The following is a 12,698-nucleotide window of genomic DNA, read 5'->3' as shown; positions in this document are numbered from 1 at the left end:
TTCCGCAACAAAACTATTTACTTGAAAATAATTATCATTAAGATTGTCATTTCCAAAAAAACTCATAACAACAACCCCATAATTCTATAGGAATGATGATGCGCCCCCTTTTTCGTGTCTCTCTCCTGGCAAGCGCGATAGCATTTGCGCTGCCAGCGCTCGCCGCTGATAACACACAAACAGATAAAGCTCCCGCAGATAAAAAAGCTGACGACATTACCGTCGTCGGCAACTGGCTGGATAATCCGGATACCAGCACCGTGCTGCTTAACCACCCCGGCGCACGCTCGATCGTGACAGATCAGCAGCTTCGTGAGCAAGGTTCAGAGACGCTAGCCGATGCGCTAAAAGGCATTCCGGGCGTGCAGGTGCGTGACAACAACGGCACCGGCGGCAGCGACATTTCCCTTAACGTTGGCGTGCGCGGCCTGACTTCTCGCCTGTCCCCACGTTCAACCATCCTGATGGACGGCGTGCCGCTCGCGGTTGCCCCTTACGGCCAGCCACAGCTTTCCATGGCGCCGCTGGGCATGGGCAACATTCAGTCCGTGGACGTAGTTCGCGGCGGCGGCGCGGTGCGTTATGGGCCGCAAAACGTTGGCGGCGTGATTAACTTTGTCACCCGCGACATTCCAAAAGAGTTTGGCGGCACCGTCAGCGCGCAGACCCAGGGCGCCAGCCACGGCGGCCTGAAAACGCTGACCAGCGCGTCCGTGGGCGGCACGGCTGATAACGGCTTTGGTGCAGAACTGCTTTACTCCGGCCTGCACGGCCAGGGCTACCGTGAAAGCAACGACAATACCGACATCGACGATTTCATGCTGAAGACCAAGTACAACTTCACCGATCGCGATGAGCTGCAGGCTAACTTCCACTATTACGAAGCCCAGTCAGGTATGCCAGGCGGCCTGACGACCGCCCAGTATGCGAAAGATCCATTCCAGTCGGACCGCCGCTGGGACAGCTTTGAAGGCCGCCGCAAGGACATGTCCTTCAAATACAAGCACACAGAAGACGATAAAAAGCTGGAGGTGCTGACCTACTTCACCGACAGCTACCGCAGCAGCGATCTGGAGTATTTCAAGGGCAGCAAACGAACCCTGAACTCAGCACCTCGCAACTACTCCACCTGGGCGATTGAGCCAACCTATTCTCAGCTGTTCCGCTTCTGGGATATGTCTCATGAAGTCACCCTGGGCTACCGCTACCTGAACGAAACGTCGGACGAGAAAGGTTACCGCACGCCAACAGCGTATGATCCTGCGACAACCTTCACCAAACCGGACATGACCGAGTACTACCAGCACAGCTCGGGCGGTACTGCAGCGAACGCTTTCTATATTGATGATGCCATCAACGTCAGCGACTGGACGATTACGCCGGGTCTGCGCTATGAAAGCATCAAAACGCACACCAGCGACGCCTTCCAGAACATCGATCGCGAGAAGACCTACAGCCAGCCGCTGCCTTCTATCAGCGTGATGTACCATATGTCTGATGCCTGGAAACTGTTCGCCAATGCCAGCACCTCCTTCGGCAGCATGCAGTACTTCCAGCTGACCCGCGGCGGCAGCGGCAATCAGCCGGCAGCCGGCCTGACCCCGGAAAAAGCGCATACCTATGAGTTCGGTACCCGTTATGACGATACCGCGCTGAAGGCTGAAGCGACGCTGTTCTACATCGACTTCGACGATCAGCTGCAGTACATCAACAACATTGTGGGCTGGACGAACCTCGGTGCAACCAAACACCAGGGCCTTGAACTGGCGCTGAATTACGATCTGAGTGAAGTCAACCGCGCGCTGGACGGCGTGAGCGTATACACCACGTACACCTACACCAAAGCCACCAGTGATAAAGGTGACTTCGCCGGGAAAGATCTGCCGTTCTACTCTCGCCAGGTTTACACCGTGGGCACCCGCTACGCGACCGGCAACTGGGTATGGAATCTGGACAGTTTTGCGCAGTCTAAACAGAGCTCCCCGGGTACCGGACCGAACTACATCACCGACGAAAGCGCGGACGGGCAGTTTGGTAATATCGCAGGCTATATGGTGTGGAATATGCGCGGCGAGTACGACTTTGGGCCGTCGCTGTCTCACCTGAAGCTGGGTGCCGGGATTAAAAACCTGTTCGATCAGCGTTATTACACGCGTTCGAATGACAATAACTCCGGGAAATACGTAGGCGAGCCGCGTACCTTCTTCGTGCAGGGTTCTCTGGCGTTCTGATAACGACCCTCACCCTAACCCTCTCCCTAAAAGGGAGAGGGGATAAAACGGTATTTCCCCCCAACCTTCTGGGGAGGGAGAGGGGAAAAAGCGTTGGTTCTTTGATTTTTCTCCCTCGCCCCTCTGGGGAATGGGATAAAACGTTAATTCTTAGTTTTTTCTCCCTCGCCCCTCTGGGGAATGGGATAAAACGTTGATTCTTAGTTTTTTCTCCCTCGCCCCTCTGGGGAGAGGGCCGGGGTGAGGGGAAAATTACGCCAGATCCCCGCCGTTGCTGGCAATCACCTTCTTATACCAGTAGAACGACTTCTTCGGCGTGCGGGACAGCGTTCCCTGCCCTTCATCATCACGATCGACATACACAAAGCCGTAGCGTTTACTCATCTCACCGGTTGACGCTGACACCAGGTCAATGCAGCCCCACGAGGTGTAGCCCATGACCGGAATACCGTCCTCAATTGCCTCACCCATGGCTTTAATGTGTTCCCGCAGATAGCTGATGCGGTAGTCATCATTGATTTCCCCGTCGGCATTCACCTCGTCCTTCGCGCCCAGCCCGTTCTCTACCAGGAACAGCGGTTTCTGGTAGCGGTCGTACATCATGTTCATGGTGATGCGCAGGCCGAGCGGGTCGATGCCCCAGCCCCACTGGCTGAAAGTAATATGCGGGTTCTTGAGCGATTTAATGATGTTAGCCGGGTTGGTATTGCCCTCGTTCATGTCTGCCGAAGCACAGCGCGAGGCGTAATAGCTGAAGGAGACAAAATCGACGGTATTCTTGAGGATTTCGTCGTCGCCGGGCTCGGTGACAATCTGAATCCCTTTCTCCCGGAACATCCGCGCCGCGTAAGCGGGATAAGCGCCGCGCGCCTGCACGTCAATAAAGAACAGGTTCTCGCGATCTTTCTCCAGCGCCGCCCAAACGTCCTCCGGCTTGCAGCTGTACGGATAAAAGTTCCCCCCCGCCAGCATGCAGCCGACCTGATTTGACGGGTTAACCTGGTGAGCGATTTTAGTGACCAGCGCGCTGGCAACCAGCTCGTGGTGCGCGGCCTGGTACATCACCTGTTCTTTGTTATCGCCTGCTTCAAAGACCAGCCCCGCGCCAGAGAACGGGCTGTGCAACATAATGTTGATTTCATTGAAGGTAAGCCAGTATTTCACCAGGCCGTCGAACGCCTCAAAGCAGGTGCGCGCGTAGCGGCTGAAAAACGCCACCATTTTACGGTTGCGCCATGAGCCGTATTCCTGCACGAGGTGCATCGGCACATCGAAGTGACACAGCGTCACCAGCGGTTCGATGTTGTATTTCTTGCACTCGGCAAACAGGTCGCGGTAGAACGCGATCCCTTCCGGGTTCGGCGTCGTTTCATCCCCTTTGGGGAAGATACGGCTCCACGCAATGGAGGTTCGGAAAACGGTGAAGCCCATGTCTGCCAGCAGCGCGATGTCGTCTTTATAGCGATGGTAAAAATCTATGGCCTCGTGGCTCGGGTAAAATTCATCGTCGCGCAGCGCAAACCGCTTTTCCACCCCGAGCTTTACCCCAAGGCGGTTGTCGCCATGGGGAATCGTATCGACGGTGCTTAACCCCTTGCCGCCGGCCTGGTACGCGCCCTCAGCCTGATTAGCTGCGATAGCGCCGCCCCACAAAAATCCTTTTGGAAAAACTGTCTCAGCCATAATTACCTCTGCTTAAAGTGTTTTTACTGCATTATCTGGTCGTACAAATGCCGTGCTGCTGCCCTGCTCTTCGGCTTTCGCCTCCTCAACGGGAATATCGTCAAAGCCGAGAATAAGCGTAGTAATAAACGACAGCACCACGGCCAGAATCATCACCGCCCCCACCCAAACGATGCTCATCGGGTTGGCGGGATCGAAGAACTGCACGCTGGTGAATAGCCCCGGTGAAGCCATAGAATGGCTGGCCAGCCCGCCGATACCGGCGACGGCACCGCAAATAAAACCGCTGATAAGGCAGGCAACCAGCGGGCGTTTCAGCCGCACCGCGACGCCGTAAAGCGCAGGCTCTGAAATGCCAGCCACGATTGCTGACGCTGCGGCAGCAAGCGCGGTCTGACGCAGTTCAGGGTTTTTCGTTCGCCAGGCGACGGCCAAAGAAGATCCACCGAGGGACAGGTTAGCGCCAATTTCCGACGGCATAACCATGCCTTCTTTGCCTGTTTCGGCGATGGTCTGGATAATCGTTGGCGTAAACACGCGGTGCATGCCGGTCATCACCAGCAGCGGCCAGATAGCCCCCATGATGGCGACGGAAAGCCAGCCCAGATAACCGTGCACGGTGTACACCAGCGAGGAGATCCCGCTGCCAATCCAGATACCTAACGGCCCAATCAGTAAAATCGCTATCGGCGCGGAAACCAGCACAATCAGCATCGGCTTGAGGAAGTTTTTGGTCACTGCTGGCGTAATGCGATCCACGCCTTTTTCGATGTACGACAGCAGCCAGGTCATCACCAGCGCGGGGATCACGGTGTAGGTGTATTTCACGGCGGTGACGGGTATGCCCATAAAATCAACCGCCTGCCCCTGGGCCGCCTTCGCCATCAGGTCAATAAAGGCCGGATGTACCAGCACCCCGGCGATAGCAATCGCCAGCGACATATTGGTTTTAAATTTCACGGCGGCGGAAGCCGCCACCATCACCGGCAGGAAGAAGAAAGCGCCGTCGCCGATGAGGTTAAGAATGGTCAGCGTCGAGGAGGTCGTTTCAAATAGCCCGGTCATCGCGAGGATCATTGCCAGTAACTTCACCATCGAGCCGCCGATAATCGCCGGGATAAGCGGCGACATAGTGCCAATCAGCGCATCCAGGATGCCCGCGCCGATGCGTTTCAGGGTCAGTTTGCCCTTTGCCGCCTGCGGCCTGTCTCCTGCCCCTTCGGGGAGATGTTTGAGCACTTCGGCGTAGGCCTGAGATACCGTGTTGCCGATAATGACCTGGCACTGCTGGTCGTTTTTCACCACGCCCAGCACGCCGGAAATGGCCTTCAGCCTGGCACTGTCCACCCTTGCATCGTCCTGTAATACAAAGCGCAGCCGCGTCATGCAGTGGGTTACCGCCACCACGTTTTCCGCGCCGCCTAAAGCCTCAACAATCTGTCGGGATACTGCCTCGTACTTGTTAGCCATGAGGTGAAACTCTCTTGTTATGATTTCGTAGGTAACCGGTTCCACATAATCATGTGTAGTTAAAAATAAGATAACAATAACTATTTTTATGAAGATCTATTTTTGTGATTCACATCGAAATACAGGTCACGCTGCGCCTGGGCCATGAAAGGTGTAAAATGGTCAGAAATGACGAACTTACGAGAAGCCTTTATGTCGACGATGCAGGAAGTGGCGAAAAAAGCAGGCGTATCAAAGGCGACCGTTTCGCGCGTGTTGTCGGGCAAGGGCTACGTGAGCGAGTCCACTAAAACACAGGTGTACCAGGCCATTCAGGAAACGGGGTATCGCCCCAATCTGCTGGCACGCAATCTGGCAACCAGCAAATCAGGCTACATCGGCCTGGTGGTGACCAACACGCTGTACAGCGGGAACTATTTTAGCGAATTGCTTTCCCAGGCCGCGCTAAAGCTGGAAGCCAGCGGACGGCAGCTGATTCTGGTCGACGGCAAACACAGCGCCCAGGAAGAGCAGGCCGCCGTTCAGTTTCTGCTCGATTTGCACTGCGACGCGGTGATCATTTACCCGCGTTTTTTAAGCGTGGATGAGATGGATGCGCTGATTGAGCAGCATAAGCAGCCGATCATGGTGATGAACCGCAAGCTGCGTAAACACCAGAGCCACTGCATTTGCTGCGATCACACAGGCTCCAGCTTCAGGGCCACGCGCTACCTGATTGACCAGGGCCACCGAGACATCGCCTTTATCACCGGCGTCCTCGACTCCCCCACGGCGAGAGAGCGCCTGTCGGGCTACCGCGAAGCGCTGGAGCAGGCCGGGCTGCCGGTCCGGGATGAGCTTATCGCCACCGGAAAATGGACGCCCGCCAGCGGTTCTGCCGCCGTAGAAACGCTGCTTTCAGCGAAACAGGATTTTAGCGCCCTGGTCGCCAGTAACGATGACATGGCTATCGGCGCCATTAGCAGACTCGGTCAGGCAGGTCTGTCGGTACCGCACGATGTGTCGGTTATTGGCTTTGATAATGTCCCGACCGGGGCTTTTCTCTCCCCACCGCTGTCGAGCGTGAAAGAGCCGGTGAGCGAGATGATCCATGAGGTCATCAACCGCCTGACGGCGATGCTGGACGGCGGCTATTTCTCGCGGGATAACGTGTACAGTTCGGAGATGATCGTGCGGGATTCTGTGACGAAAGGGCCACATTTTCAGCCAAAATAAGGCAAAAGAAAGGGAGCGAATTTCGCTCCCTTTCTGTCATTAAACGCGTATGCCGAACACCGTTTCCACGGCAAAGGCAGCAATTTGCCCGTCCTGCTCTTTCGTGGCACCCGAAACCCCAATCGCGCCAACAACTACGCCCTCAGCGTTGCGCAGCGGGATACCGCCATCAATGCCGACCAGCCCACCGTTACTGTTTTCCAGCGAATACGCCGGACCGTTCGGGTGCAAATTAACGCCGACGTCTTCGCTATTGGCCTGGAACAGCACAGCCGTGCGGGCTTTGCGCATGGCGATATCAATGGTGGCCAGAAATGTCCCGTCCATGCGGGCAAAGGCCGTTAAATGGCCGCCGCTGTCCAGCACCACCACGGAAACCGGTGGAAATCTGTGGGTCTCCACCGCCGTTTTTACGCTGGCGATCAGCGCTTCTGCAAGAACTAAACTGACTGTCACGATAAAACCTCAATGCGCTAACGGCGGATGTTTTTTGGCGTCAATAACTGCCCAGGTGTGGATCAACAGGCCGAAGACCGCCAGAATTGCCCCTACCCAGCCGGTGGACTCCCAGCCAAAGCCGGCGGAAATAGTCACCCCGCCAAGCCAGGCGCCTAACGCGTTGGCGATGTTGAACGCCGAGTGGTTCATCGCCGCCGCCATAGTTTGCGCGTCCCCGGCGACGTCCATCAGGCGAATTTGCAGCACCGAAGAAAGCGACACCATTGTGCCAACCAGCATGACGGTGACCGCGCCCAGCCACGGGTAGTGCGAGGTGTAAACGTACGCGCTGAGCACCAGAATCGCCCAAATCAGCAGCAGCCGGACGGTTTTCTCCAGCCCGCGATCCGCCAGACGACCGCCGACGATATTGCCGACAATCATGCCCAGGCCGAACATCGACAGGATCACCGGGATCATCCCTACCGACTGATGCGCCAGCTCCAGCATGGTGGGCTTCACGTAGCTGAAGACGGAGAACATTCCGCCGCTGCCAATCGCGCCAATGGCCAACGTCAGCAGTACCTGCTTGCGGGTCAGCGCGGTCAGTTCGCGTAAAGGACTGGCGTCTTTATCTCCGGCATGCCAGGGCACCCAGGCCCGAACCAGAATTAGCGTCAATACCGCCAGGCCACCGACGATGGCAAACGCGCTGCGCCAGCCGAACAGTTGCCCAATGGCCGCCACCGCTGGCACGCCGAGTAAGTTGGCTATCGTCAGGCCAAGCAGCACCATCGACACCGCCTGCGCCCGCTTCGAACGCTCAACAAGGCTCGCCGCCAGCAGAGCCGCGACGCCGAAGAACGTCCCGTGCGGGAAACCAGCCAGGAAACGCGCCAGCATCATTGAGTAGTAGCCGGGAGCAAAGGCGCTCAACAGGTTGCCCACGGCAAACATCGCCATCAGGGCAATCAGAAAATCGCGCCGCGCCATGCGGGCGCCCAGCACCGCCAGCAGCGGAGCCCCGACCACCACGCCCAGCGCATAAATGCTGATCAGGTGGCCCGCGGAGGGAATCGAAACGTGCAGCCCGTTTGCGGCATCCGGCAGCAATCCCATGATAACGAATTCGCCGGTGCCTATGGCAAAGCCGCCCATGCCGAGGGCGAACAGCGCTTTTAGCAGCCCCACTCGCGACAGGGAAACCGTCTCAGCCCTCTGTTCAAGGGCTTGTTCATTAAGTGATGACATAGTTTTTTGACTTGTGCAGGTGAACAACAAAATACGCCCCGGCGCGGTTCGCCGGGGTGCGAGAGAAAACTAAAGCGTTGTTTTGCGGTGCGGAGGTGCCATAAATTCAGCCCCAAGCGGGATGCTAATATGACTGGCTAAAATGCGATCAATATCGCATTTATCTTCCTCGGTTAACGTCCAGCCGGAAACGTCTTCCACCCCGTTGAGCTGTTCAGGCCGGCGGGCGCCCCACAGCGCGATGGTTGGGCCAGCATCCAGCACCCAGCGCAGCGCCAGGGCCATCACGCTCTTGCCGTAGCGCTCTTCGGCCAACGCTTTCAACGCGTCGACTGCGGCCAAATATTGCGCAAAACGCGGCGGCTGGAATTTCGGATCAAAGCTGCGCAGGTCGCCTTCGCCAAACGCGGTTTCCGGCGTCATGCGGCCAGACAGCAGGCCACGGCAAATTGCGCCATAGGCCAGCACCACCATCTGATGGTATTTCGCATAGGGCAGTAAATCTGTTTCCGTCGCCCCGCGTTCAAACAGGTTAAGCGGCGGCTGCATCGTTGCCAGCGGCGCGGCGCTGCGGAATCTGTCCATCTGCGCGGGCGAATAGTTGCTGACGCCGAGCGCGCGGAATTTCCCCTGCTGATGCAGCGTTTCCAGCACGCGCGCAGTTTCGTCTATCGCCACTAAATCGTCCGGCCAGTGTACCTGATACAGGTCAATGTAATCCGTTTGCAGGCGACGAAGTGAGTCTTCAATTTCCTGACGAATGCGCTGCGGCGTGGAATTACGCGTGACCCGTCCGGCGTCGTCCCAGTCCAGCGCCACTTTGGTGGCAATAATCGCTTTGTCCCGGCGGCCCACCAGCGCTTTGCCCACCACCTCTTCGGAATGCCCAAAGCCGTACACCGGCGCGGTATCGATAAGGTTGATGCCGCGCTCCAGCGCCTCGTGCAGCGTCGCTATCGACTGCCCGTCGTTGCTGCCGCCCCACATGCTGCCGCCAATGGCCCACGTGCCCAGGCCGATACGGCTGACGGGCTCAGAGATGCCCGCGATGTGAATTGTTTCGATTGCCATGATTTCCCCCTGTCTGTTCTGTGAACCGATTGTAACTCATGTTAAGTTGAATTAATTTCAACGAACCCTTGATGACAGAGGCCCCTTTTATGCCCGCTCCGGTCCGTGGCGAACTCGCCGATCTCAACGTTTTTTTGACCATCTGCCGCCGGAAAAGCTTCCGGCTTGCCGCCTCTGAGCTGGGCGTGTCTACCTCTGCGCTAAGCCACACGATGCGCGGGCTGGAGGAGCGACTTGGAGTGCGCCTGCTCAACCGCACCAGCCGCTCCGTTGTGCCTACCGACGCCGGGGAAGCGCTGCTTGGGCATCTGGAAACCGGGTTTTCCCATATCCGTATGGCGCTTGATGAGCTGGATCATTACCGCGAATCCCCGGTCGGACGGCTGCGGATCAATATCCCGCGAGATGCAGCCCAACTGCTGTTTGCGCCGGTGCTGGCGAAATTTATGGCTATGTATCCCCGGCTGCAGATGGAGATTACCGTCGATAACACGCTGGTTGATATTATCGGCAGCGGCTACGACGCAGGAATTCGCTACGGAGAGAGTGTCCCAAAAGACATGATTGCGATGCCGGTGACGCGCAAGCTTAGGTGGATAGTGGTCGCCTCGCCGCAGTATTTAAGCCATACCGCACACCTTCCGCTGAGCCACCCGGACGATCTCTTCCAGCACCAGTGCATCCGAATGCGGCTCGGCAACGGCACGCTCTACAAATGGGAGCTTAACCGGGGCAAAGAGGCGCTGGCATTGGATGTGCCCGGCTCGCTGATCCTCAATGAAAGCGAAATGATCATTGATACCGCCCTGAACGGCTTCGGGCTGGCTTATTGCCTGGATGTGCGAGTGCGGCCGCTGCTGGAAAGCGGGCAGCTGGTGCAGGTTATTCCGGAATGGGTGTGTGAAGATGAACCGATGGTGATGTATTACCCCAGCCGCAGACAGCTCCATCCAGGCTTGCGGAGACTTATCGAGATGATGAGAGATGCCTCGCTGTACTGACGGCCCGTAAAATATTTAATATTAATAATCAATTAGTTAGTTATACAATTAAATATCTTGATATCAAATCGCTTGCAATAACATTGTGCGCTATTTAAATTCACTCCCAACAACATCGAAACACGACAAGCCGCAATCAATTAAATAGCACACTATACAATCGCAAAGGAGATAAAATGTCACGTTCTTTACTCATCGCCATGACGTTAACCGCTTCCGGCCTGACCTCTGCTTTGGCCGCCGACGCGCCGACTCCGACGGTCGGCGTGAGTAAATTTCTCGCCGTTTTAAACAGCGGCGGCGGCAAACCCATCGAGCAACTATCACCCCAGGCCGCTCGTCAGGTACTGATCGACGCCCAAAAAGGGGGCAAGCTTCCCGCCGCTGATATCGCTGAAAAGACAATTACCGTGGAGGGGAAGCCGCTGACGCTCACCATCGTTAAGCCGAAAAATGCCAGCGGTACGCTGCCGGTGTTTATGTTCTTCCACGGCGGCGGCTGGGTGCTGGGCGACTTCCAGACTCATGAACGCCTGGTGCGCGATTTAGTCTCTGAGTCAGGGGCTGCCGCGGTGTTCGTGAACTACACGCCGTCCCCGGAGGCCCATTTCCCTGTGGCCATCAACCAGGCCTATGAAGCGACCCGCTGGGTGGCGGAACACGGGAACGAGATTGGCGTCGACGGCAGTCGCCTTGCGCTGGCCGGTAACAGCGTGGGCGGGAACATGGTTGCCGCCGTAGCCCTGCAGGCCAAAGCGCAGCATACCCCGGCGATTCGCTACCAGGTCATGCTGTGGCCGGTGACCGACGCGCGCTTTGATACCGGTTCTTACACCCAGTTCTCAAACGGCTATTTCCTCAGCAAGAACATGATGAAATGGTTCTGGGATAACTACACCACGAAAGAGAGCGACCGTCGCAATATTCTGGCTTCACCGCTGGAGGCCAGCCATGAGCAGCTGAAAGGCCTGCCGCCAGCCTTGATTCAAACGGCGGAGCTTGACGTGCTGCGTGATGAAGGCGAAGCGTTTGGCCGGAAGCTCGACGAAGCTGGCGTGCCGGTGACCGTGACCCGCTACAACGGCATGATCCACGATTACGGTTTATTAAACGCGATCGGCGATGAACCTACCGTACGTACCGCCATTGCGCAGGCTGCAGGGGAGTTACGTGCTCATCTGAACTGAGTTCGGGGCTGTTTTGAAGGGGGATAACGGCGGTTATCCCCTTTTTGTCTCTAAGGGCTATTCCGCTTTCGCCGGCTTCAGGCGCTGGGTCAGGCCACGCAGGAAGTAGCGCAGGAACTGATCGCCGCACTCGCGGTAGTTTTTATGATCCGGGTTGCGCATCATGGCGGTAATTTCCGGCATAGAAATGCGGAACTGCTGGGCGGTCAGGATCTCCAGCACGTCGTCAGATTTCAGCTCAAAGGCGATACGCAGTTTTTTCAGAATAATGTTGTTGGTCATCCGGCGCTCAAGCTTCGGCTCTGGCTTGCTTTCGTCTTTGCCGCGTTTGAAGTAGATCAGACCGTTAAGAAAGTTCGCCATGATCAGATCCGGGCAGGCTTTAAAGCCCTCTTCGTCCTCTTTCTTCAGCCACGGAACGATCTGTTCCGCGGGGACGTCGGTGCCGGTCAGAGCAAGGATCTTAACGATTCCATCGTTATTCAGGTTCAGCATGTAGCGAACGCTTAGCAGTACATCATTATTCAACATGGGACAATCTCAGGGCCAAAAGCGGGCAGTATATAGAGAAGCGCACGCGTTGTAACAAAAACCGCGCGGATTTGTCCGCCAGCGCTAAATTTACCGGCGGTGAATTGGCACTCTTCAGGCTTAAGGGTAGACTCAATGGGCTAACTTTCATCCTAAAAGGCAATCATTTGATCCTACGACTTTGGCAAGAATCCGACCGTCCTTTCTTACGTACCCTTTACCTTCACGCCCGCCGCAAGGCCTGGCCCTGGCTCGACGGCAGCGCCTGGCAGCTCGAAGACTTTGACAGCGCCACTCAGGATGAACGCATCTGGGTAGCAGAAGATAACGGCCACCGCATCGGCTTCGCTTCCGTCTGGGTGCAGGATAACTTCCTGCATAACCTGTTCGTCAGCCCGGAACATCAGGGAACGGGCGCGGGAAAGGCGCTGCTGAAGAAAGTGCAGAGTGAATTTACCGGCACGGGTTCGCTAAAGTGCCTGGCAAAAAATGAACATGCGGTTGAGTTTTATCGCCGTAACGGCTGGCATATTGAGGCGCCGGGAGACGGGCCGGACGGTGAATACTATTTAATGCATTTTGTATTGGGGTAGCCGCCTCATTTCCTGAAAATAATCCCT

Annotated in this window: 11 protein-coding genes; 5 read left to right on the top strand and 6 right to left on the bottom strand. The window is 56.6% G+C overall.

Annotated elements, in window-relative coordinates; all coding sequences use genetic code 11:
• Positions 1-98 precede the first annotated feature (98 nt).
• Positions 99-2,231 carry a TonB-dependent receptor family protein gene (locus F3J29_RS02705; protein ID WP_166862796.1) on the top strand — a complete coding sequence of 711 codons (2,133 nt, stop codon included), beginning with the start codon at positions 99-101 and terminating at the stop codon, positions 2,229-2,231.
• Positions 2,232-2,483: 252 nt separating this feature from the next.
• Here F3J29_RS02705 and F3J29_RS02700 read toward each other — a convergent pair whose 3' ends face one another.
• Both F3J29_RS02700 and ascF read right to left on the bottom strand, forming a co-directional pair.
• A complete protein-coding gene (locus F3J29_RS02700; protein WP_166862795.1) occupies positions 2,484-3,914 on the bottom strand; it encodes a 6-phospho-beta-glucosidase in 1,431 nt (476 codons plus the stop codon).
• 12 nt (positions 3,915-3,926) lie between these two features.
• Positions 3,927-5,384, bottom strand: a complete 1,458-nt coding sequence (gene ascF, locus F3J29_RS02695) for a PTS cellobiose/arbutin/salicin transporter subunit IIBC (RefSeq protein WP_166862793.1) — start codon at positions 5,382-5,384, stop codon at positions 3,927-3,929.
• A 192-nt stretch (positions 5,385-5,576) separates the two neighbouring features.
• Between ascF and F3J29_RS02690 the strand changes: the two genes are divergently transcribed.
• Complete coding sequence (locus F3J29_RS02690) at positions 5,577-6,599, top strand: LacI family DNA-binding transcriptional regulator (RefSeq protein ID WP_166864882.1); 1,023 nt, start codon at positions 5,577-5,579, stop codon at positions 6,597-6,599.
• Positions 6,600-6,638: 39 nt separating this feature from the next.
• On the opposite strand, the gene F3J29_RS02685 is transcribed toward F3J29_RS02690, so the two are convergent.
• The 3 genes from F3J29_RS02685 to F3J29_RS02675 all read right to left on the bottom strand — a co-directional run bounded on the left by F3J29_RS02685 (position 6,639) and on the right by F3J29_RS02675 (position 9,359).
• Positions 6,639-7,055, bottom strand: a complete 417-nt coding sequence (locus F3J29_RS02685) for a GlcG/HbpS family heme-binding protein (RefSeq protein WP_166862791.1) — start codon at positions 7,053-7,055, stop codon at positions 6,639-6,641.
• A gap of 9 nt (positions 7,056-7,064) precedes the next feature.
• Positions 7,065-8,288 carry an MFS transporter gene (locus F3J29_RS02680; protein WP_166862789.1) on the bottom strand — a complete coding sequence of 408 codons (1,224 nt, stop codon included), beginning with the start codon at positions 8,286-8,288 and terminating at the stop codon, positions 7,065-7,067.
• 69 nt (positions 8,289-8,357) lie between these two features.
• The gene (locus tag F3J29_RS02675; protein WP_166862787.1) at positions 8,358-9,359 is read right to left on the bottom strand and encodes an aldo/keto reductase; all 1,002 of its coding nucleotides are present in this window, start codon (positions 9,357-9,359) and stop codon (positions 8,358-8,360) included.
• 71 nt (positions 9,360-9,430) lie between these two features.
• On the opposite strand from F3J29_RS02675, the gene F3J29_RS02670 reads away from it, so the two are divergent.
• Together F3J29_RS02670 and F3J29_RS02665 are read left to right on the top strand one after the other, a co-directional pair.
• Entirely contained in the window at positions 9,431-10,360 is a 930-nt protein-coding gene (locus F3J29_RS02670) for a LysR family transcriptional regulator (protein ID WP_205246627.1), read from the top strand.
• A 176-nt stretch (positions 10,361-10,536) separates the two neighbouring features.
• Positions 10,537-11,547, top strand: a complete 1,011-nt coding sequence (locus tag F3J29_RS02665; RefSeq protein WP_205246626.1) for an alpha/beta hydrolase — start codon at positions 10,537-10,539, stop codon at positions 11,545-11,547.
• A 57-nt stretch (positions 11,548-11,604) separates the two neighbouring features.
• Here the strand turns inward: F3J29_RS02665 and F3J29_RS02660 are convergent, their stop codons facing one another.
• The gene (locus tag F3J29_RS02660) at positions 11,605-12,078 is read right to left on the bottom strand and encodes a YehS family protein (protein WP_008455188.1); all 474 of its coding nucleotides are present in this window, start codon (positions 12,076-12,078) and stop codon (positions 11,605-11,607) included.
• Positions 12,079-12,245: 167 nt separating this feature from the next.
• Here F3J29_RS02660 and F3J29_RS02655 point away from each other — a divergent pair, with 167 nt between their 5' ends.
• Positions 12,246-12,671: a GNAT family N-acetyltransferase gene (locus F3J29_RS02655; protein ID WP_166862785.1), complete on the top strand. Its 426-nt coding sequence runs from the start codon at positions 12,246-12,248 to the stop codon at positions 12,669-12,671.
• Positions 12,672-12,698: the final 27 nt, after the last annotated feature.

This window comes from Enterobacter sp. Cy-643, assembly GCF_011752815.1.
In the GTDB taxonomy this organism is placed as follows: domain Bacteria; phylum Pseudomonadota; class Gammaproteobacteria; order Enterobacterales; family Enterobacteriaceae; genus Cedecea.
The sequence above is the reverse complement of the archived record's forward strand: the minus strand, read 5'-3'. Positions and strand labels throughout refer to the sequence as shown.